Source organism: [Actinomadura] parvosata subsp. kistnae, assembly GCF_900323885.1.
Taxonomy (GTDB): Bacteria; Actinomycetota; Actinomycetes; order Streptosporangiales; family Streptosporangiaceae; genus Nonomuraea; species Nonomuraea composti.
On the sequence record NZ_OOHJ01000018.1, the window covers coordinates 4,306,439 to 4,326,863 of the forward strand.

Below are 20,425 nucleotides of genomic sequence, written 5' to 3' on the forward strand. Positions count from 1 at the left end.
GTCAAGGGGTAATAGCTGAAGTAATCCGTATTAGCAGATTCGGGGTTGCTTGGGCGGGCTTCCTGGCTCTATCTTGGAATAGTCGTTCCAAGTTAGGAGGAGGGCGCATGCCGGACGTCAAGCACTTCGACCCCGACGCGGCGCTGGAGCAGGTGATGCGGCTGTTCTGGGAGCGCGGCGCCGACGTCACCGGCATCGCCGACGTCGTGCAGGCCACCGGCCTCAGCCGGTCCAGCCTGTACGCGACCTTCGGCGGCAAGGAACGCCTCCAGGCCGCCGCGCTCGGCCGCTACCTGGAGCGGCGGTCGCGGCCCGTGTTCGACGCCCTCGCCGCCGACCGGCGCGGCCTGCCCGCCATCGCGAGCTTCTTCGAGCAACTGGTCGCGGCCCGCTGCACCGGCGAGCACGCCCGCTGGGGCTGCCTCGTCACCAATACCCACACCGGTGCCGGCCGCGAGCTGCCCGAGGTCCGCCAGGTCCTCGACGCCCACCACGCCGAGCTGCGCGCGGCCATGCGGGCCGCGCTCACCGTGGCCGCCGGCCTCGGCCAGGTGCGCCCCGGGCTCGACGCGGACGCCGCCGCCGAGACGCTGGCGCTGCTGGCCTACGGGGTCAACCTGCGCTCCCGGGCCGGCGCCGACCCCGGCGACCTGCTCGCCGGCGTCCGCGCCGTCCTGGACGGCTTCGCCCGCACTGTCACCGAGACCGCCACTGAGCCTGTTACTGACACTGTCACTGAGGAGAGATGATGACCGAGTTCCGCGTCTACGACGAGAGCGACGCCCCCGAGGCGGCCCGCCCGATGCTGGCGGCCGCCAAGAAGCGCATGGGCTTCGTGACCACGCTCAACGGGGTGATGGCCGAGTCGCCCGAGCTGCTCGCCGGCTACAACGCGCTGGCCGAGCAGTTCGGCAGGTCCTCCCTGCCGGGGCCGGCCAAGCACGTCGTGTGGATCACCGCCAGCGTGGAGAACGGCTGCGAGTACTGCGTGGCCGCCCACTCCACCCTCGCGCTGCGCGCCCGCGTCCCCGCCGAGGTGGTGGAGGCGCTGCGGGCGGGCAAGCCGCTGGAGGACGAGGCGCTTGAGGCCGCCCGCCGCCTCACCCACGCGATGGTCTCCCAGCGCGGCTGGGTGGACGACGCCGAGGTCGAAGCCTTCCTGACGGCCGGCTACACCCGCCGGCACGTGCTCGACATCGTGCTCGGGGTCGGCATGAAGACCCTGTCGAACTACACCAACCACCTCGCCCACACCCCGCTCGACCCGGCCTGGCAGGGCCAGGAGTGGACGCGCACCGCGAGCTGACCCTTTCAGGGGGACGACTCCTAAAGGGACGACTCCTGAAGGGACGGAGACACGGCCACCTGGTGGCCGACGTCCTCGTCCTCGGCCGCGGCGAGCACCGCCGGCAGCAGCCCCGGATAGCGGGCCTGCAGCTCTTCGCGGCGCAGCACCACGAAGCAGCGGGTGCCCTCCTGGCGGGTGCGGGTCAGCCCGGCGTCACGCAGCACCTTCAGATGGTGGCTGAGGGTGGACTTGGCGACCGGCGCCCGCAGCTCGCCCCAGCCGCGCTCCTGGCCGTCGGCCAGCACCCGCACCAGCCCGACCCGGATCGGGTCACTGAGGGCGGCCATCACCCCCATCAATGTGATCTCCCCGGTCTCGGGGTGATGTGCCCGTCTCATCTACCCATGGTAGCTTGTTCGATGTTTCACGAACATCGAACAGGAGGGGTGCCGTGACCACCGCGTCCACCAGCCGGCTGCGGGGCCAGGCCGTGATCGTGACCGGCGCGGGCTCCGGCATCGGCAGGGCCGCCGCGCTAGCCTTCGCCCGCGCCGGAGCACACGTGCTCGCCGTCGGCCGCCGCGCCGACGCCCTGCGCCAGACCGCCGACCGGCATCCCGGCATCGCCACCCTGCCCGCCGACATCACCGCCGACGGTGCCGCGCAGGAGGTGATCGACGCGGCGGCCGGGCGCTGGGGCCGCCTGGACGTGCTGGTCAACAACGCCGGCGCCACCACCGTCATGCCGCTCGCCGACACCGACGCCCGGCGCGTCGCCGACCTGCTCGCACTCAACGTCACCGCCCCCAGCCTGCTCGCCCGCGCCGCGCTCCCGCACCTGCGCGCCGCCCGCGGCGCGATCGTCAACATCTCCAGCACGTACGGCCACCGCCCGCTGCCCGGCGCCGCCCACTACGCCGCCTCCAAGGCCGCCATCGAGCAGCTCACCCGCAGCTGGGCGCTGGAGCTGGCCGCCGACGGCATCCGCGTCAACGCCCTGGCCCCCGGCCCCACCGAGAGCGAGGCCCTGACCGCCGCCGGCCTGCCGGACGCCGTCGTCGAGCAGATCAAGCGGGACGAGACCGCCGCCATCCCCCTCGGCCGCCGCGGCACCCCCGAGGAGGTGGCCGCCTGGATCGTCCACCTCGCCGACCCCGCCGCCACCTGGATCACCGGCCAGGTCCTCACGGTCGACGGCGGCCTGGAGCTCACCTGAGCTGGAGGCGGTCACGAGGCGTGGGAGCTCACCGGGCCTGAGACCCGGGGGCGGTCGCGAGGCGTGGCGGCTCACCCGGCCCGAGGCCCGGGGGCTGTTACGAGGCGCGGTGGCTCACCCGGCCCCAGGCGCGGCCGCGGGGCGGAGGAAGGCGAGGAGGGCCGCCGCCACCTCGTCCGGGGCCTCCTCGGCCATGTGGTGGCCGCTGCCGATCGAGTGCCCCGTCACGTCGGTGGCCCAGGTGCGCCAGATCGCCAGCGGGTCGCCGTACAGATCCACCATGTCGTCCTTCTCCGACCACAGGAACAGCGTCGGGCACGCGATCCGCCGCCCCGCCGCGCGGTCGGCGTCGTCCGCCGCCCGGTCCACCGTCAGGCCGGCGCGGTAGTCCTCGCACATGGCGTGCACCGTGGCCGGGTCGTGCACGGCCCGGCGGTAGTCCTCGTACGCCTCCCGCCCCATCTGCTCGGCCGTCCCCCGGTACCAGGCGTCGGGGTCGGCGTTGATGACCCGTTCGGCCGGCTTCTCGGTCTGGCCGAGGAAGAACCAGTGCCACCACGCCGCGGCGAACCGCGCGTCCGCCCGGGCCAGCGCCTCGCCGATCGGGATGCCGTCCATCACGACCAGCCGCGTGACGACGTCGGGGTGGTCGGCGGCCAGGCGGTGGGCGACGTACGAGCCGCGATCGTGGCCCGCCACCGCGAACCGGTCGTGCCCCAGCTCCCGCATGAGCGCCACCATGTCGGCCGCCATGGCCCGCTTGGAGTAGGGCGTGTGGTCGGCGGTCGTCGGCGGCTTGCCGGAGCGTCCGTAACCGCGCAGGTCGGGGCAGACCACCGTGTGGTGCGGGGCGAGGAGCGGGGCCACGCGGTGCCAGGTGGCGTGGGTGCGGGGGTGGCCGTGCAGGAGCAGCAGCGGGCTGCCGGAGCCGCCGTACCGGACGTACAGCTCGGTCTCGCCCACGTCGATCATGCCGGTCTCGAAGTCGTCGAACATCCGCCCGCCCCTACCCCTCGCCGCGCACGATCAACGAACGATCCGGCCGGGCGTGGCACAATGGCGGCTTCCGATCATCCTTCTCGTTCGTCGCGGGCGGACCATGTCACGGTGGCGGTACCTCCGGTGGTGGGCGGCGGCGTTCGCGGCCGGCCTGCTGAGCTTCCTGTCCTTGTGGTTGCCGGGGTGGTTCGAGGGCGACGGCGCGGTGGGCTGCGCGGGCTACGGACCCCTTCCCTCGGGCCTGGCCGCGCTGTGGTCCGAGGTGGAGACGATCTGGCTGGACCTGCGGCAGCACGTGGAGACCACCTACGGCTGGTTCCTGCCGAACGGGCTCCCTATGGCCGCCGTCCTGGTCTCGGGCGCGGCGGCGAGCCGCCCCGGACGCCGGCTCGCCACCCTGGCCGGGCTGGTCGCGGCCCTGCTCGTGACGGCGGTCGCGCTGCACTGGGCGCTCATGGCGTTCTCGTACTTCCTCCTGGCCGACTGCACGGGCTGGGAGGCGAGGCTGCTGCCGTGGATGGGCTGGCGCCTCCTCATGGCCGCCGGGTACGCCTGCACGACCGTGCTGCTCCTCGCCGGCGTGCACGCGCGCCGGGCGGCGCCCGCGCAGGCCCGGCTCCAGGCCGGGCCGGGGCCTGACGGCGGGCCGGGGCGGGGGCCTGACGGCGGGCCGGGGCGGGGGCCTGACGGCGGGCCGGGCCGAGGGTCTGACGGCGGGCTGGGCCTGACGGCGGGCTGGGCCGGGGGCCTGACGGCGGGCTGGGCCGGGGGCCTGACGGCGGGCTGGGCCGAGGGTCTGACGGCGGGCCGGGCCGGGGGCTTGACGGCGGGCCGAGGCCGGGGGTCAGGGGGCGGGCTGCGCCGGGGGGGCGGCCGCGCACAGGTCGGCGAAGCGGCGGGCGTCGATGTTGCCGCCGGAGACGATCACGCCCACGCGCCGCGGCACCCGCTCCACTCGCCCCGCCAGCAGGGCGGCGAGCGGGGTCGCGCCGCTGGGCTCGATGACGATCTTCAGGCGTTCGAAGGCCAGCCGCATCGCCGCGCGGATGTCGTCGTCGGAGACGAGGGCGACGTCGTCCACCAGGTGCTTGTTGATGGAGAACGTCAGCTCGCCCGGGATGTCGGCGGCCTGGCCGTCGGCGATCGTGCGCGGGACCGGGATGGACACGCGCGCGCCCGCCGCCAGCGACCGCTTGGTGTCGTCGCCCGCCTCCGGCTCGACGCCGATCACGCGGATGCCGGGCAGCAGGCCCTTGGCGGCCGTGGCGCTGCCCGCGATCAGCCCGCCGCCGCCGATGGGCACCAGCAGCGCGTCGAGGTCGCCGACCTCCTCGATCAGCTCCAGCGCGGCGGTGCCCTGGCCGGCGATGACGTGCGGGTGCTCGTACGGGGGAATCAGCGCGAGGCCGCGCTCGGCGGCCAGCGCCTCGCCGATGGCGACCCGGTCGCCGGTGTAGCGGTCGTAGGTGACGACCTCGGCGCCGTAGCCGGCGGTGGCCTCCCTCTTGGAGCGGGGGGTGTCCTCGGGCATGAGGATCACCGCCGTGCTGCCCAGCTCGCGCGCGGCCAGCGCCACGGCCTGGGCGTGGTTGCCCGAGGAGTACGCGGCGATGCCACGGGCCCGCTGCTGCGGCGTGAGCCGGGAGACGGCGTTGTAGGCGCCGCGGAACTTGAACGCGCCGACGCGCTGGAAGTTCTCGCACTTCAGGAACACCTCGGCGCCGACGAGGGCGTCGAGGGTGCGCGAGCGCAGGACGGGGGTGCGGTGGGCGACGCCCTTCAGCCGGGCGGCGGCGTCGTGGACGTCATCGAGGGTGACCGGAAGGGCGTTCGTCATGCTTGCTGCTCCTGAGAGGTGTCGGATCCGCTGCGGGCCTGGGAGAGGTAGCTGTAGGCGGAGGCGCGGGAGATGCCGAGCCGGGCCGCGACCTGGGGGACCGCCCGGCGCACGGCGAACACGCCGCGCTCGTCGAGGGTCCTGAACAGCTCCAGCCGTTCCTCGCGGCCGAGCTCCGCCCAGGGCTTGCCCTGGTCGAGCTGGTGGGCGTCGACGATGGCGGCCACCACCGAGTCGATGTCGTCGCCGAACGTCGTGGTGGGCGCGCCGGTGGGGGCGGCGAGTCCGGCCAGCTCCCCGATCAGCGCGTGCGCCTGGGTGACGGCGGTGATGTCGAGGTTGACGCACAGGGCGCCGAACATGGTGCCCGCGCTGTCGCGCAGGACCATGGTGGAGGACTTGACGAGCTTGCCGTCCTTGGTGCGGGTGACGTAGTTGAGCTGGTCGCTCGCCTGGTCGCCGCGGGCGAGCAGGCCCATGCCGATCTCGCTCATCGAGCCGCCGACGCTGCGGCCGGTGACGGTGCCGGCGATGGCGACCACGGAGCTCTCCGGGCGGCGGAAGTCGTGCACCACCACTTCGCAGAACGAGCCGAGCGTCGCCACGATGCCGTCCACGACGGGGGTGAGCGCGGCGAGGATGGCGTCCTGCTCACGCTTCACCGGCGGGCTCCTCCCGTACGCGGGCGAGTGCCTCGATCTCGATGGCGCCGCCGTACGGGAGCGAGGCGACGCCGACGCAGCTCCGGGCGGGGCGCGGCGGGCTGAAGAACCCCTCGTAGGCGGCGTTGAGCCGGGACCGGTCGGCGATGTCGGTCAGGTAGGCGACCACCTTGATCACGTCGCCGCGGCCGGCCCCGGCGGAGCGCAGCGCCGCGTCGAGGTTGGCGAACGCCTGCGCGCACTCGGCGTCGAACCCGCCGGGCACCAGCACGCCGGGCTCGCTCACGCCGAGCCGGCCCGAGACGGCCACCAGGTCGCCGCTGCGGAACGCCGTCGAGTAAGGGTGCTCATCCACGTGGGTCCTCCAGAAGAACATCTCTGGACGAACCGTACACTGCTTGGACTGAATGTCCAAGCAGTGGATCGACGCTCTCTGTACGGTCACCCCGCCGCCGGGACGAGCCGGAAGGTTTCACCGTCCCGCTCCACGAGGCCGCCGGTGGGCGCGGGGAAGTGGCTGCCGAGCAGCAGCGTGCCCGTGCCGGCCAGCGAGGCGAGCAGCCGCCGCCGGGTCTCGACCGCCTGCCGCGGGTCGATGTCCACGCAGCTCGTGATGTCGGGACGGCGGAGCTGCACGGGGTGGTGCACGCAGTCGCCGGTGATCAGCGCGGCGCCGTCGCCGAGGGACACCGCCACGTGGCCCGGCGTGTGACCCGGCGTGGGCAGGAGCCGTACGCCGGGCGCGACCTCCACGCCCTGCGGCGGCACGTCGGCGAGGTCCAGCAGGCCCGCGTCCCTGATGGGGTGCACGGAGTCGCGGAACATGGCCTTGCGGGGCTCGTCCATGTCGGCCGCCGCCCAGTGGTCCCATTCGGCCCGGGAGGTGACGTACCGGGCGTTGGGGAAGGTGGGGATCCAGTCCGCGCCGTCCGGGCGGGTGTTCCAGCCGACGTGGTCGGTGTGCAGGTGGGTGAGGACGACGAGGTCGATGTCCTCGGGGGAGTGGCCGGCGGCGGCGAGGCGGCTCAGGTACGGGGTGTCGAGGTCGTGCCAGGCGGGGTTGGCGCGGGTCTTGCCGTTGCCGATGCCGGTGTCGACGAGCACCCGCAGGCCGCCGGTGGTGATGGCGAAGCTGTGCGTGGTCAGGCGCAGGGTGCCGCGGTCGTCGGCGAAGCCGGGTCGTAGCGACGGCTCGCCGGACACCAGGTCGGGGGTGGCGTCCGGGAGCAGCCAGGGGCCGGTCTGGGGTGGCAACTCCGTCTCGTCGATGCGCTGGATGACGAGGTCGCCGGCGGTCCAGGAGTCGGCGGGCATGGTGGGTCTCCCTCGTTGAACGCGTTAAAGCTAAACGTTTGCGTTAGTGACGGTACCCCCCTATGCTCCCTAAAAGCGAAATTTTGGCTTTTAGTTGGGAAGGTCCAGATGACACTCACCCTCACCGCCCAGGAGGCCGCCCGCTGGGCGGACCGCGCCGGGCTGCCGCTCGCCGAGGAGCGCCACGCGGCCGTGGCCGCCACCGCCGACCACATCCGCGCCGTCGTCAGCACCCTGCGCGAGCTCGACCTGGGCGAGACCGCACCCGGCGCCCTGCCCGCCGCCCTGCCCGCCGCCCTGCCCGCCGCCCTGCCCGCCGCCCTGCCCGCCGCCCTGCCCGCCGTCCTGCCCGCCGGATGGCGGCACGCCGCGACCGCGCCCGCCGGAAGGGAGCGCGCCGATGTCGCTGGTTGAGCTGACCGTCGCCGAGGCGTCCGCGGCCGTCGCGCGGCGCGAGGTGTCCCCGGTGGAGCTGACCGACGCCGTGCTCGCCCGGCTCGACGCCGTGGACGGCACGCTGCACGCGTACGCGACCGTGATCGCCGAGACCGCCCGCGCCTCGGCCGCCGAGGCCGAACGGGAGATCGCCGCCGGCCGTTACCGGGGCCCGCTGCACGGCATCCCGTTCGGGCTGAAGGACCTCATCGACGTGGCCGGGCTGCCCACCGGCGCCGGCTCCCAGGTCCGGCAGGGGCATCTCGCCGCCGCCGACAGCGCCGTGGCCGCGCGCCTGTCCGAGGCGGGCGCGATCCTGGTGGGCAAGACGCACACGCACGAGTTCGCGTACGGGCTGACGACCCCCCAGACCCGCAACGCCTGGGACCCGGGCCGCGTCGCCGGCGGGTCGAGCGGCGGCTCGGCGGTGGCCGTGGCCGCCGGGAGCGCCCTGTTCGCGCTGGGCACCGACACCGGCGGCTCCATCCGCGTGCCGGCCGCGCTCAACGGCGTCGTCGGGCTCAAGCCGACCTACGGCCTGGTCTCCCGGCACGGGGTCGTGCCGCTGTCGTGGTCGCTCGACCACGTCGGGCCGATCACCCGTACGGTGGCGGACGCCGCGCTCGTGCTGCCCGCGCTGGCCGGCCACGACCCCAGGGACCCGGCGAGCCTGCCCGGCGCCGCGTTCGAGGCGGGGGAGAGCGAGGGCCTGCGGGGGCTGCGGGTCGGCGTGCCGGTCAACCACTACTTCGAGCACGTCGATCCCGCCGTCGAGGCCGCCGTGCGGGCCGCCGTCGCCCGCCTGGAGCAGCTCGGCGCCCGGCTCGTCGAGATCGAGATCCCCTACGCCCGGTTCATCCAGGCCACCCAGTGGGGGCTGATGGTGCCGGAGGCCACCGCGTACCACGAGCCGACCCTGCGCTCCTCGCCCGAGCTGTACGCGCCGGACGTGCGCGTCCTGCTGGAAGCCGGCGCGCTGCTGCCCGCGGCCGACCACGTGCGGGCCCGCCGGGCCCGCTCGCTCATGCGCCAGGCCTGGTCGGAGCTGTTCGGACGGGTGGACGTGATCGCCGCCCCCGCCACCCCGATCACCGCGGCCCCGGCCGGGCAGGACAGCGTGACCTGGCCCGACGGCACGGTCGAGGCCGTCTCCGACGCCTACGTCCGGCTCAGCGCCCCCGCCAACATCACGGGCGTGCCCGCGCTCACCCTGCCCGCCGGGCACGACGAGGCGGGCCTGCCCATCGGCCTGCAGCTCATGGGGCCGGCGCTGGGCGAGAGCCGGCTGCTGAGCGTCGGCCGCGCCTGCGAGCAGGCACTGGACCGCGCCGGGACCCTGGCGCCGGTGGCCGCTTGACGCAATTTATTCGCATTAAGATGCGGGCATGAGCGCCAAGACCAGGTCCAAGCCGGCGATCCGCCCCGGCGGGCGCAGCGCCCGGGTGCAGCAGGCCGTGCACGCCGCCGTCCGGGAGCTGGAGGCCGAGCAGGGCCGCGCCGCGCTGACCGTGCCCGCCATCGCGGCCCGCGCCGGCGTCACCCCCTCGACCATCTACCGGCGCTGGGGCGACCTGCACGAGCTGCTGTCGGACGTGGCCGTCGAGCGCCTGCGCCCCGAGTCACCACCGGACGACCACGGCGACCTGCGTGCCGACCTGTCGGCCTGGGCCACCCAGTTCCTCGACGAGATGGGCTCGGCCACCGGCCGTGCCTACCTGCGCGACGCGCTGCTCGGCGACCCCGACGGCTCCAACGCCGGCCAGTGCTCCGCCTACGCCGCCGACCAGGTCGAGGTCGTCCTCGAACGGGCCAGGCGGCGGGGCGAGCCGGCGCCCGGGGTCGAGACGGTCATGGATCACCTGGTCGCGCCCATGATCTACCGCATCCTGTTCCGGCCCGACGGGCTCAGCCCCCAGTACGCCGACGACCTCGTACGGAAGGTCCTGCCGACCGCCCCCTGAGGCCGGCCCGGCACATGGTCGTTCATCGGGCAGCGAATGAGCTGCCGGTTGGTCATTCCCACGCTCTACGGTCCCGCCCGTGTCGTCCGGATGTGTCGACAGGAAGGGGGACACATGATGTCCGAAGACAGCGCCTACGACTATGTGATCGTCGGTGCCGGCTCGGCGGGCTGCGTGCTGGCGAGCCGGCTCAGCGCCGACCCGTCCCGCCGGGTCCTGCTGATCGAGGCGGGGGAGCGGGACGACGATCCGGCGTTCAGGATGCCGCTGCAGTGGTCCAGGCTGGTGGCGGGCCCGCACGCGTGGCGGCACCTGACCACGCCACAGGCCGGGCTGGGCGGGCGCGGCGTGTACCTGCCGCACGGCCGCGTGCTGGGCGGCAGCTCGTCCGTCAACGCCCAGATGTGGGTACGCGGCCACCGCGCGGACTTCGACGACTGGCCGCAGGGGGAGGGGGACGGCTGGTCGTACGAGGTGATGGAGCCGTACTTCCGGCGGGCGGAGCGCCGGGCCGGCGAGGACGGGGAGAGCGGCCCCTACGGCACGGACGGCCCGATGTGGATCTCCGACCTGCGGGAGCCGAACGTGGCGACCGCCGCGTTCCTGGAGGCGTGCGCGGAGCGCGGCCTGCGCCGCCTGGCGGACCTGAACGAGCCGGACAACTCGGGCTTCGCGCCGACGCCGGTCAACCAGTACCAGGGCGAGCGGTGGAGCGTCGTGGACGCCTACCTGCGCCCGGCCGCCGGCCGGCCCAACCTGACGGTCGTGACCGGCGCCACCGCGCACGCGATCGTCCTGGACGGCGGGCGGGCCACCGGCGTGCGCTACCGCACCGGGGACGGGCACGTGCGCACCGCGCACGCCGGCCGGGAGGTGCTGCTGAGCGCGGGCGCGATCGGCTCGCCGCACCTGCTGATGCTGTCCGGCGTCGGCCCGGCGGGCGCGCTGGCCGAGGCGGGCATCCCGCTGCGGCACGAGCTGCCCGGCGTCGGCGCGAACCTGCACGACCACCCGACCTGCCCGGTGTACGTGCGCTGCGCCCAGCCGGTGACGCTGCTGGGCGCGCAGGACCCGGCGCAACTGGAGCTGTGGCGGCGCGAGCGCCGGGGCCTGCTCGGCTCGAACGGCGGGGAGGCGGCGGCGTTCGTCCGCAGCTCGCCGGAGCTGGCCGCGCCCGACCTGGAGCTGATCTTCATGCCGGCCGCGCAGGGCCCCCACTTCCCGGCGGGCCCGCCCGGGCACGGCCTCATGCTGACCGTGGTGCTGCTGCGGCCGGAGAGCCGGGGCAGCCTGCGCCCCGCCGGGCCGGACCCGGAGCAGGCGCCGCTTATCGACCCCGGCTACCTCACCGCCCCGGAAGACCTGCCGCGCATCGTCGCCGGCCTGACCATCGCCAGGGACGTCCTGGACGCGCCCGCGCTGAAGCCGTTCGTCGAGGGGCCGATGGCGCCGTGGCGCGACACGAACGACCGCGACGAGCTGGCCGGGTATGCCCGCGACCACCTCACCACGATCTTCCACCCGGCGGGCACCTGCGCCATCGGCGACGTGGTCGACTCCCGGCTGCGGGTACGCGGCCTCACGGGGCTGCGCGTGGTGGACGCCTCCGTCATGCCGGTCATCAACCGCGGCCACCCGCAGGCCGTCGTCGTGGCGATCGCCGAACGCGCCGCCGACCTGATCCGGGCGGACCGGGATCAGCCGAGGTAGGCGGAGCGCACCCGGGGGTCGGCGAGCAGCTCGCGGCCCGGCCCCGACAGGGTGGTGCGGCCGAGGTCGATCACATGACCGTGGTCGGCGAGGGTGAGCGCGGCGAGGGCGTTCTGCTCCACCATGAGGACGGTCGTGCCCTGGTCGCGCAGCAGCGCGATGGTGTCGAGGATGCGCTGGATCATGATCGGGGCGAGCCCCATGGTGGGCTCGTCGAACATGAGCAGCTTCGGCCGCGCCATCACGGCCCGCCCGATCGCCAGCATCTGCTGCTCGCCCCCGGACAGCAGCCCGGCCCGCTGCCCCTGCCGCTCCCCGAGCACGGGGAACAGCTCGTACACCCGCAGCATGTCCTTGGCGATCTCGCTGTCGCGGCGCAGGTGGGCGCCGAGCATCAGGTTCTCCTCGACCGTCATCCCGGTGAACAGGCGGCGGCCCTCGGGGCAGTGGGCGATGCCGAGGGCGAGCACGGTGTGCGCGGGCAGGTGGTGGATCGGGCGGCCGAGGAAGCGGATCTCGCCGCGGTGCGGGCGCAGCAGGCCGGAGACGGCCCGCAGCGTGGTGGTCTTGCCGGCGCCGTTCGTGCCGACGAGACAGACGATCCGGCCCTCCTCGACGGTGAAGGTGACGTCCTTGACGGCCTCGATCGCGCCGTACGCGACCGCGAGCCCTTCCACTTCGAGCATCAGGCGGCTCCCAGGTAGGCCTCGATGACCCGCGCGTCGGCGCGTACCGCCTCGGGCGGCCCGTCCACCAGCAGCCGCCCGCGCACCAGCACGTGCACGTGGTCACAGAGGGAGAAGATGAACTTGGTGTCGTGCTCGATCACGACCACGGCGATGCCGCGCTCCCTGATCGCGGCGATCAGCTCGCGGACGGCGGCCGTCTCGGTGGCGTTCATGCCGGCGGTGGGCTCGTCGAGCATGAGCACCGACGGGTCGCCGGCCAGCGCCCTGGCGATCTCCAGGCGCCGCTGGTCGCCGTACGCGAGGCTGCCGGCCGGGGCCCGGCCGGCCGGGTCGAGGCCGACGAAGGCCAGCTCGGCGCGGGCCCGCTCGACCGCCTCCGCCTCGCTCCTGCGGAAGCCCGGCCCCCGCAGGAGCGCCGCGAGCAGGCCCTGCCTGATCCGGGTGTGCCGGCCGACGAGCACGTTGTCGAGCGCGGACAGCTCGGGGAACAGGCGGATGTTCTGGAAGGTGCGGGCGATCCCGCCGCGCGCGGCCTCGGCGGGGTCGGGCGGCAGCGGGCGCCCGTTCAGCAGGACCAGCCCGGACGTGGGCGCGTACAGGCCGGTCAGGCAGTTGAACAGGGTGGTCTTGCCGGCGCCGTTCGGGCCGATGAGGCCGACGACGCGGCGCTCCGGCACGGTGAGCGACACGTCGTCGAGGGCGAGCAGCCCGCCGAACGCCATGGACACGCCCTGCGCGGTCAACGTCATGAGGACACCAGCCCCTTCGGCCGCAAACGCATGATCAGGATGAGGGCGAGGCCGAACAGCATCAGCCGGTAGTCGCTGAACTCGCGCAGCTTCTCCGGCAGCACGAACAGCAGCGAGGCGCCCACGACCGCGCCCGGCACCGTGCCCATGCCGCCGAGGATGACCGCCGCCAGCAGGGTCACGGACTCGCTGAAGTCGAAGCTCTCGTACCCGACGGTGCCCAGCTTGTGGGCGAAGACCGCGCCGGCCAGGCCCGCCAGCGTGGCGCCGACGAGGAAGGCCAGGATCTTGGCCCGGCCGGTGTGCACGCCCATGGCCCTGGCGACGTCCTCGTCCGCGCTGATCGCCAGCCACGCGCGGCCGGTGCGGCTGTGCTTGAGGTTGGCCAGCACCGCCATCGCCCCGGCCACCATGAGCACGGTCAACGCGTAGTACAGGAACCCCGCGGGCAGGGCGCCGACGGGGCGGTCGAACGCCTGGCCGAACAGGGTGATCGGCGGGATGCCGGGGATGGAGTTCGCGCCGCCGGTCAGCCCGCCGAGGTCGTTCTGCGCGGCGCGGAAGAAGATCTCCCCGAACGCGAGCGTCACGATCGCCAGGTAGTCGCCGCGCACGCGCAGCGTGGGCGCGCCCACCACGACGCCGAGCAGCCCGGCCGCCACCGCTCCGGCCAGCGCGGCGACCGGGAAGGGGACGGTGTGGGCGAGGTTCGCCGCGGTGAAGGCGCCGATGCCGAGGAAGGCCACGTAGCCGAGGTCGAGCAGCCCCGCCAGGCCGACGACGATGTTCAGCCCGATGGCGGTGGCCGCGTAGACGCCGATGGTGGAGGCGACCGTCATCCAGTAGCCGGTGCCGGCCCCCGTGAGCGGCAGCAGCATTGCGCAGCCGAGCAGGACCGCGACGCTGAACGTCCGGTGCCGCTCGGCCAGGGCCGACAGCCACGCGAGCACCCCGTACGCGGACAGGATGCCGAGCAGCGCGACCGCGAAGCCGAGGAAGGCCAGGAACTCGGCGCCGCCGTGCGGGTTCGTCGCCCGGCTCTGCCCGCCCGCCGTCAGCGTCGCCGACACCAGCCACAGCAGGCCGGCGAACGCGGCGGCCAGCGCCGGCCAGACCACCGCCCGGCCGGGCAGCGGCCACCGCGGCGCCGGCTCCCTACGGCCCTGCCACACCAGCAGGGCGCCACCGGCGAGGGCCACCGGGCCGCCGAACGACACCGCGCCGAGCGCGGCCAGGAAGGCGGTGTGCACGAACGCGATGATCAGCACCCCCGCGCCGGCGGGGCGGGCGGCGCGGGGCAGCAACGCGGCCAGCCCCAGCAGGACCAGGTGCAGGCGGAACCCGGTGACGAGGTGGGGAGCGTCGAACAGGTGCAGCGTGGCCAGGTCCGGGTAGGCCCCGCCGGGCAGCACGACGGAGGCCCACGGCGACAGCGCCCCCGCCAGGACGAGCACGGCACCCGGCACGCGACGCACGGAACGCACGGAAAGCACGGAACGCGCGGAACGCCGGGCACGCGTCACCGGCCCCCGGACGCCGGTGGTCGATCCGGTGTCGGTCGACGTCATGCGCGCACCCCTTCCGGCCGGCCGAGGAAGCCCTGCGGCCGGAACATCAGCACCAGGATCAGCAGCACGAACACCCAGACGTAGTCGTACTGGGCGCCGCCCCAGGCGTACTGGCCGGCCAGCGACTTCACCAGCCCGATGCACAGCGCGCCGAGCATGGCCCCGCGGATGCTCCCGATCCCCCCGAGCACGGCCGCGGTGAAGGCGAAGATGCCGTTCTGGAAGCCGATGGCGGTGTCGATCTGCGTGTAGTGGACGCCGTACAGAACGGCGCCCGCCCCGGCCAGGACGGCACCGATCACGAACGTCGCCAGGACCACCCGGTCGGGGTCGATGCCCATGAGGCGGGCGGTGTCCGGGTCCTGTGCGGTGGCGCGCATGGCGCGGCCCAGCCGGGAGCGCTCCACGTACAGGTGCAGGCCGGTCGCGAGCAGCGGCGCCACGACGACGGCCAGCACCCCGGTCCACAGGACCAGCACGGGGCCGAGCGTCAGGCTGCCGCCGGCGAAGGCGCGCGGGAAGGCCAGCGGCGCGGTCGCGCCCGGGTAGAAGACCCGCACGACCTCCTGCAGCAGGATCGACACGCCGAGCGCGGTGATCAGCGGGGCGAGCTTGTGGGCGCCGCGCAGCGGCCGGTACGCCCACCGCTCCATCGCCACGGCGACGGCGACGGAGACCGCCACCGCCGCGCCCGTCATGACCGGCAGGGCCAGGTACCAGGGCGTGCCCGCGGGCAGCAGGCGCAGGTAGGCGAAGTGGGCGCCGAACGCACCTGCCATGAACACCTCACCGTGCGCGAAGTTGATCAGCTGCACGATGCCGTAGACCATGGTGTAGCCGAGCGCGATCAGCCCGATCAGCGCGCCCAGCACCAATCCGTTGACGAGTTGCTGGGCGAGTGTGGCCACGGCTCACTTCGCCTCGAACCGGTCGCTCAGCACGTCCTTCCACGCGCCGGACGTGACCTTGTAGACGGTGAACATCTTGTTGACGCTGTCGCCGTACTGGTCGAAGCCGATGGTGCCGTTGGCGCCGGCGTCCGTCCGGTACGCCTGGACGTGCCGGATCAGCGCCTCGCGCTGCTCCATCGCCCCCGTCCAGTCGCTCTTGGCGGTCACCTTGCCGACGGAGGAGACGATCACGTTGGCGGCGTCGTAGGCGAAGGAGCCGAAGCCGCCGAAGCCCTCGGCGAAGCCCTTCTTCTTGTACGCCGCCACGAACCCCTTGCCGCTGTCCAGCTTCTCGATCGGGGCGCCGACCGAGGTGGCGACGTCGCCCTCCTTGCCGCCGAGCGCGATGAACTGCGGGTCGAACAGCCCGTCGTTGCCGGAGATGGGCACGTCCAGGCCCAGGTCCTTGGCCTGCTTGCTGAGCGGGCCGGCCACGTGGTACTCCGAGCCTACGAAGATCGCGTCCGGCCGCACGCCCTTGACCTTGGTCAGCACGCTGGAGAAGTCGCTGTCGTTCTCGTTGACCTTCTCCCTGATGACGACCTGGGCGCCGAGCCGCTCGGCCTCCTTGGCGAACTCGGTCGCCATGCTCTCGCCCACGGCCTTGCCGTCGGTGATGATGGCCAGCTTCTTCTTGCCCTCCTTCTCCACGAGGTAGCGGGCGTTGAAAGGGCCTTGCAGGTCGTCGGTGCCGACGACGCGGAAGTAGTTGTCGTACTGCCGCTTCGGCGCGGTGGCGAAGTCGGCGCCCCTGGTCAGCGCCGGGTCGGTGTTGCCGGGGGAGATCTGCAGCAGCTTCGCCGTGGCGATCTTCGGCTGGATCGCGCGGGCCACGCCCGAGTTGTAGGAGCCGACGATGCCGACCACGTTGGGGTCGTCGGCGAAGCGCTGGGCCGCCGCGGCGCCCTTGTCGGGATTGGCCTCGTCGTCCTGCGCGTCCATCGCGAGCTGGTAGCCCTTGACCGCGCACGAGGCGTTGGCCTGCTCGACCGCGAGCTGGACCGAGTTGCGGATGCCCAGCCCGATCGCCGACAGCTTGCCCGACATCGGCGCGATCACGCCGACGACGAGCCTGCCCTTGCTCGTGTCGCATCCGCCGGCGCCGCCCGCGGCCTCGATCTTGTCCGCCCCGCACGCGCCGGCGCCCAGCGCCACGCCGGTGGCGACCAGCGCGGCCAGCAGTCCGTTGCTCTTCCTGGTCACTGAGAAACTCCCGATCGTCACGTTCCTGATTGGATCGGGAGGGACGCTAGAGACGGTGACTGTTCATTCGACAGCCCGATCTCTGGCCGAAACCCGCCACGTTCACAGTGCCGTCGGCAGGGGCCCGCCGTTCCAGGCGATGGCGTCGCCGAAGGCGGCGACGAGGTCCACGTCGGCGCCGGCGGCTTCGGCGTAGGCCCGGTGCAGGTTCAGCACCAGCCGCTCGGCGTCCGCCCACGCGGCGAACTCGCCCAGGTCGGCCTCCCGCGCCGCGTCCAGCGGCCCGAGCCCCTTCTCGCGGCCCTTGCGCGCCACGTCGAGCACGAACCGGTAGTACCGCTCGTGGGCGGCCAGCACCTCGGGCAGGTCGGCGGCCGTGGCGAGCGGCCCGTGCCCCGGCACGACGTGCTCGGGCTCGAAACCGGCCAGCCAGTCCAGCGACCGCAGCGCCCCCTCCAGCGACCCCATCAGCACCATCGGGGTGAGCCCGTTGAACAGCAGGTCGCCGGCGAACAACACCCGCTCGCCGGGCAGCCAGGCCACCACGTCGCCCGGCGTGTGCGCGGGGTGGCCGGGGTGCCGCAGCTCGATCCGCCGCCCGCCGAGGTGCACGGTCAGCTCGTCGCGGAACACCGCGGACGGCGGCCGGCGCGTCACGTTCCCCCAGTCGGGCACGGGCGTCCACACGGGCGGGCACCCGTCGATGTACGGGTCGGCCAGCAGCGCCGCCCGCGTGGCCGCGTGCCCGAAGATCATGGCCTGCTCGGGCAGCAGGCTGTTGCCGTACGCGTGGTCGCCGTGCTGGTGGGTGTTGACCGCCATCCGCACGGGCGCCCCGCCGGTCGCCGCCGCCAGCGCGTCGAGGAAGCGGCGGGTACGCCGCTCGCTCGCGCACGTGTCCACCACGAACACGCCGTCGTCACCGGCGACGGCCCCGGCGTTGTTCACCCACCACGTGCCGTCCGGCTGGACCCAGGCGAAGACCCCTGGCACGATCTGACGCAGCTCCATCGTCCACCTCTCCTGTCCGGATGTCTGCCGGCACATCATCCCGGTGGGCGGTGTCCACTTCACAGTCCGGTCCCTGACCGGCGGCGATCAGAAAGCGGCGCTGCCGCCGGTCGGCCACTGGACAGAAAACGATCTGGTGAATGAGCAATGGCCGCCACCAGAGTACGACAGCGGGTCCCGGCCGGCTGCCGTCACTCCGAGCGCGCGGCGGCGGGCCGGAACCCGATCGCACCCGTTACTCATCGATGGAGACCCTCATGTTCGGAACCGCCCGCCTGCGTGCCGCCGGTCGCGCGACCGTGACCGCGACCGCCCTGCTCGGCGCCTGCGCCGCGCTCGTCACCGCGGGCCAGGGGACCGCCACGGCGACCGCGAGCAGCGCGTCCGCCGTGCGTTACGTCGCCCTCGGCGACTCCTACGCCTCCGGGTTCGGCATCACGCCCGTGGAGAGCAAGGAGTGCGGCCGGGGCAAGCTGAACTACCCGGCCGTCATCCGCGCCGCGGCCGACCCCGCCGCCTACAAGAACGTCGCCTGCGCGGGCGCCACCACCCGCGCCATCTGGAACTCCTACGAGGGCCAGGAGCCGCAGATCAAGGCGCTCAAGCCCGACACGAACCTGGTGACGGTGTCCATCGGCGGCAACGACATCGGTTTCAGCGAGATCGTCGTGAACTGCGTCCTGCTCGGCCAGCGGCAGCCCACCGGCGACCCCTGCCGCCAGCACTACAAGAAGTCCGGCGAGGACCGGATCCTGGCCACCCTCGACTCCGTCAAGTCCCGCATCGGTGACGTCGTGATCGACGCCAGGCGGCGCAGCCCCAACGCCGCCATCGCGCTGGTCGGCTACCCGTCGCTGCTGCCCGACAGCGGCAAGAGCTGCCGCTCCGCCCAGGTGCCGTTCGCCGACGGGGACTTCGCGTACCTGCGCAACATCACCGTGCGCCTCAACAAGGCGATCGCCGAGCAGGCCCAGCGCAGCGGCGCCATCTACGTCGACACCTACGGGCCGTCCATCGGGCACGACATGTGCGCGAGCCCGAGCGAGCGCTGGATCGAGCCGCTGCGCAACTCCGGCTCCAGCGAGATCTCCCCGGCCGCGGCGCACCCGAACACCAAGGGCATCATCAGCCTCGGCGGGGTGATCTCCCAGAAGCTGTCCCGGAGCGCCGGCCGCTGACACGCCGGCAAGAGACGCCCCTGGGCAAGAGAACACCGGCAAGAGACCAGAAGCCGGCCCGGGCGCGCTCAGCTCCCGGGCGCGCCGTAGATCTCGCGGTGCCACAGGTCCTCGCAGACCCGTTCGACGCCCGCGAGCAGGTGCCGCCGGTAGGTGGTGAAGGGCAGGCCGAGCCGCTCGGCGGCCAGCTCCTGCGTCGGCGCCCCGTGCAGGTACGTGGCGGCCAGTGCCCGATGGAACTTGGCCGCCTTCGGGTCCTCGGCCAGGCCGGCCACGGCCTGCTCCAGGAGCCGGCGCAGGGCCGCGGCGGGATCGGCGCCGGTCTCGGCGACGATCCTGCTGCGGGTGAGCGGGCTGGCGGCCAGCTCGCCCGGCCGCGTCAGGTTCTTCAGCGCCCTGCGTACGGCCTGGGCGAACTCCCCGGGCGTCAGCACGGCCAGCCTCCGCGCCGGCGCGGCCGGCGGCTCCGCCGCGCCGGTGAGCAGCAGCCGGTTGAGCCGGTCGAGCCACGCCTGCGCCGGCGCCACCCGCCAGTCGTGCGCGAACAGCGCCCACTCGGTGCCTCCGAGCCAGGCGTGCTCGCCCACGTCGTGGATGTCGTAGTAGCGCAGGTAGTCGCGCATGGGGTCGTCGTGGCGCATGGCCATGAACGACCAGGCCATGCGGTCGGCGCGCAGGCAGTAGCCGATGCTGCGCCACTGGATCAGGTCCGACACCGGCGAGGCGCCCTGGTAGTCGGGGCGCGTCCAGGTGCGGCCGACGGCCAGGTGCTCGCCCGGCCGCAGCGGGCCGAGCGCGCGGGCGTTGGCCCAGGCCGTGGCCACGATCGGGTCGGCCGCGGCCTCCTCCTCCGCGTACTCGTGCAGCCGCAGCCACGAGCAGAAGGCCACGATCTCGCCGGACGCGGTGCGGCGCAGGACGCGGAACGCCTCCGGCCGACGCGGCGCCCAGAACGCGACAGCGGCGGCGGACTCCTCGCCCTCCACCTCGGCCGCCAGGCGGACCAGCGACTCGGTGTCGCGGGGGTGGAAGTGGTCCTCGTACACCTCGCCGTCGCCGCTCCAGCTCTGGAACCGCGCGGTCGAGCCGACCGCCCGGTGCAGGAAGAACAGCGAGCCGACGGCGCCCAGCACCTCGGGGTCGCTCGCCTCGCGGATGCGGCCGGCGAGGTAGGCGCTGATGCGCTCGTGCATGTCGGCGTACCCCTGCGGGTCGCGCCAGCGCAGGTCCGCCTCCAGCACCTCGCGCACCACGTCGTGCGGGTACAGCCCGCCGGGGCGGGACTCCACGAACGGCAGCCGCCGCAGCCACGCGAACAGCTCCGCCGCCTGGTCCGGCAGGACCGCGCGCAGCAGGTCCTCGCTCGTCACGTACGCGTGCGCGCAGACCTCCAGCGCGTGCCGGTGCGCCGGGCTGGGCACCTCGCCCACGAGCTGGTCGAGCAGGGTGGCCACGACGTCCTGCGAGGGAGTCCAGCGCGCGCTCGCCTTGCCGTCGCGGATCGCCACCGCGGCGCCCAGCGACAGCGCCAGCGGGTGCCCGCCGGCGAAGGCCAGCAGCGGCGCGCGCAGCTCGTCGCTCACGCCGCGCGCGTCCAGCAGCGCCGCCGCCTCCGCCGGCCCGAGGTCGCGCAGCGGCAGCACGCGCAGCGCGTC

22 protein-coding genes are annotated in these 20,425 nt (G+C 73.9%); 8 read left to right on the top strand and 14 right to left on the bottom strand.

Features of this window, described 5'->3' with window-relative positions; all coding sequences use genetic code 11:
• The first annotated feature begins 107 nt into the window (after positions 1 to 107).
• On the top strand, positions 108 to 749 hold the full coding sequence (locus KIS93_RS40415; RefSeq protein ID WP_080042711.1) for a TetR/AcrR family transcriptional regulator: 642 nt from the start codon (positions 108 to 110) through the stop codon (positions 747 to 749).
• Positions 746 to 1,306 carry a carboxymuconolactone decarboxylase family protein gene (locus tag KIS93_RS40420; RefSeq protein WP_222107733.1) on the top strand — a complete coding sequence of 187 codons (561 nt, stop codon included), beginning with the start codon at positions 746 to 748 and terminating at the stop codon, positions 1,304 to 1,306. Before KIS93_RS40415 ends, KIS93_RS40420 begins: the two co-directional genes overlap by 4 nt.
• Before the next feature lie 20 nt (positions 1,307 to 1,326).
• Here KIS93_RS40420 and KIS93_RS40425 read toward each other — a convergent pair whose 3' ends face one another.
• Positions 1,327 to 1,686 carry an ArsR/SmtB family transcription factor gene (locus KIS93_RS40425; RefSeq protein WP_080042709.1) on the bottom strand — a complete coding sequence of 120 codons (360 nt, stop codon included), beginning with the start codon at positions 1,684 to 1,686 and terminating at the stop codon, positions 1,327 to 1,329.
• Between the two features lie 53 nt (positions 1,687 to 1,739).
• On the opposite strand from KIS93_RS40425, the gene KIS93_RS40430 reads away from it, so the two are divergent.
• Positions 1,740 to 2,504, top strand: a complete 765-nt coding sequence (locus KIS93_RS40430; RefSeq protein WP_080042708.1) for an SDR family NAD(P)-dependent oxidoreductase — start codon at positions 1,740 to 1,742, stop codon at positions 2,502 to 2,504.
• 114 nt (positions 2,505 to 2,618) lie between these two features.
• On the opposite strand, the gene KIS93_RS40435 is transcribed toward KIS93_RS40430, so the two are convergent.
• From KIS93_RS40435 to KIS93_RS40460, 6 genes are all read right to left on the bottom strand, one after another.
• Entirely contained in the window at positions 2,619 to 3,500 is an 882-nt protein-coding gene (locus KIS93_RS40435) for an alpha/beta fold hydrolase (RefSeq protein WP_080042707.1), read from the bottom strand.
• 309 nt (positions 3,501 to 3,809) lie between these two features.
• The gene (locus tag KIS93_RS40440; RefSeq protein ID WP_186404673.1) at positions 3,810 to 4,040 is read right to left on the bottom strand and encodes a hypothetical protein; all 231 of its coding nucleotides are present in this window, start codon (positions 4,038 to 4,040) and stop codon (positions 3,810 to 3,812) included.
• A gap of 307 nt (positions 4,041 to 4,347) precedes the next feature.
• Positions 4,348 to 5,340 (bottom strand): threo-3-hydroxy-L-aspartate ammonia-lyase, encoded by a 993-nt coding sequence (locus KIS93_RS40445; RefSeq protein WP_080042705.1) that lies wholly within the window; start codon positions 5,338 to 5,340, stop codon positions 4,348 to 4,350.
• The gene (locus KIS93_RS40450; protein ID WP_080042704.1) at positions 5,337 to 6,002 is read right to left on the bottom strand and encodes a helix-turn-helix transcriptional regulator; all 666 of its coding nucleotides are present in this window, start codon (positions 6,000 to 6,002) and stop codon (positions 5,337 to 5,339) included. The genes KIS93_RS40445 and KIS93_RS40450 overlap by 4 nt, the downstream gene beginning before the upstream one ends.
• Entirely contained in the window at positions 5,992 to 6,357 is a 366-nt protein-coding gene (locus KIS93_RS40455; protein WP_222107734.1) for a Rid family hydrolase, read from the bottom strand. The genes KIS93_RS40450 and KIS93_RS40455 overlap by 11 nt, the downstream gene beginning before the upstream one ends.
• 86 nt (positions 6,358 to 6,443) lie before the next feature.
• The gene (locus tag KIS93_RS40460) at positions 6,444 to 7,316 is read right to left on the bottom strand and encodes an MBL fold metallo-hydrolase (protein WP_080042702.1); all 873 of its coding nucleotides are present in this window, start codon (positions 7,314 to 7,316) and stop codon (positions 6,444 to 6,446) included.
• 108 nt (positions 7,317 to 7,424) lie between these two features.
• On the opposite strand from KIS93_RS40460, the gene KIS93_RS40465 reads away from it, so the two are divergent.
• From KIS93_RS40465 to KIS93_RS40480, 4 genes are all read left to right on the top strand, one after another.
• A complete protein-coding gene (locus KIS93_RS40465; protein WP_186404723.1) occupies positions 7,425 to 7,730 on the top strand; it encodes a hypothetical protein in 306 nt (101 codons plus the stop codon).
• Positions 7,717 to 9,108 (top strand): Asp-tRNA(Asn)/Glu-tRNA(Gln) amidotransferase GatCAB subunit A, encoded by a 1,392-nt coding sequence (locus KIS93_RS40470; protein WP_080042701.1) that lies wholly within the window; start codon positions 7,717 to 7,719, stop codon positions 9,106 to 9,108. The genes KIS93_RS40465 and KIS93_RS40470 overlap by 14 nt, the downstream gene beginning before the upstream one ends.
• A gap of 28 nt (positions 9,109 to 9,136) precedes the next feature.
• Positions 9,137 to 9,712 (top strand): TetR/AcrR family transcriptional regulator, encoded by a 576-nt coding sequence (locus KIS93_RS40475; protein ID WP_080042700.1) that lies wholly within the window; start codon positions 9,137 to 9,139, stop codon positions 9,710 to 9,712.
• 114 nt (positions 9,713 to 9,826) lie between these two features.
• Complete coding sequence (locus KIS93_RS40480; RefSeq protein ID WP_230465565.1) at positions 9,827 to 11,422, top strand: GMC family oxidoreductase; 1,596 nt, start codon at positions 9,827 to 9,829, stop codon at positions 11,420 to 11,422.
• Here the strand turns inward: KIS93_RS40480 and KIS93_RS40485 are convergent.
• From KIS93_RS40485 to KIS93_RS40510, 6 genes are all read right to left on the bottom strand, one after another.
• Positions 11,410 to 12,108, bottom strand: coding sequence for an ABC transporter ATP-binding protein (locus KIS93_RS40485; RefSeq protein ID WP_080042699.1), 699 nt, complete (start codon positions 12,106 to 12,108; stop codon positions 11,410 to 11,412). The two genes, KIS93_RS40480 and KIS93_RS40485, sit on opposite strands and share 13 nt — an antisense overlap.
• Positions 12,108 to 12,860, bottom strand: a complete 753-nt coding sequence (locus KIS93_RS40490; protein WP_222107735.1) for an ABC transporter ATP-binding protein — start codon at positions 12,858 to 12,860, stop codon at positions 12,108 to 12,110. Before KIS93_RS40490 ends, KIS93_RS40485 begins: the two co-directional genes overlap by 1 nt.
• Complete coding sequence (locus KIS93_RS40495) at positions 12,857 to 14,344, bottom strand: branched-chain amino acid ABC transporter permease (RefSeq protein WP_186404674.1); 1,488 nt, start codon at positions 14,342 to 14,344, stop codon at positions 12,857 to 12,859. Before KIS93_RS40495 ends, KIS93_RS40490 begins: the two co-directional genes overlap by 4 nt.
• A gap of 80 nt (positions 14,345 to 14,424) precedes the next feature.
• On the bottom strand, positions 14,425 to 15,336 hold the full coding sequence (locus tag KIS93_RS40500; RefSeq protein ID WP_186404675.1) for a branched-chain amino acid ABC transporter permease: 912 nt from the start codon (positions 15,334 to 15,336) through the stop codon (positions 14,425 to 14,427).
• A 3-nt stretch (positions 15,337 to 15,339) separates the two neighbouring features.
• Positions 15,340 to 16,581: a branched-chain amino acid ABC transporter substrate-binding protein gene (locus KIS93_RS40505; protein WP_222107736.1), complete on the bottom strand. Its 1,242-nt coding sequence runs from the start codon at positions 16,579 to 16,581 to the stop codon at positions 15,340 to 15,342.
• A 102-nt stretch (positions 16,582 to 16,683) separates the two neighbouring features.
• Positions 16,684 to 17,592 (bottom strand): MBL fold metallo-hydrolase, encoded by a 909-nt coding sequence (locus tag KIS93_RS40510; RefSeq protein WP_155128510.1) that lies wholly within the window; start codon positions 17,590 to 17,592, stop codon positions 16,684 to 16,686.
• A gap of 257 nt (positions 17,593 to 17,849) precedes the next feature.
• On the opposite strand from KIS93_RS40510, the gene KIS93_RS40515 reads away from it, so the two are divergent.
• A complete protein-coding gene (locus KIS93_RS40515; RefSeq protein ID WP_186404676.1) occupies positions 17,850 to 18,770 on the top strand; it encodes an SGNH/GDSL hydrolase family protein in 921 nt (306 codons plus the stop codon).
• Positions 18,771 to 18,838: 68 nt separating this feature from the next.
• On the opposite strand, the gene KIS93_RS40520 is transcribed toward KIS93_RS40515, so the two are convergent.
• Positions 18,839 to 20,413: a hypothetical protein gene (locus tag KIS93_RS40520; protein WP_080042695.1), complete on the bottom strand. Its 1,575-nt coding sequence runs from the start codon at positions 20,411 to 20,413 to the stop codon at positions 18,839 to 18,841.
• Positions 20,414 to 20,425 lie beyond the last annotated feature (12 nt).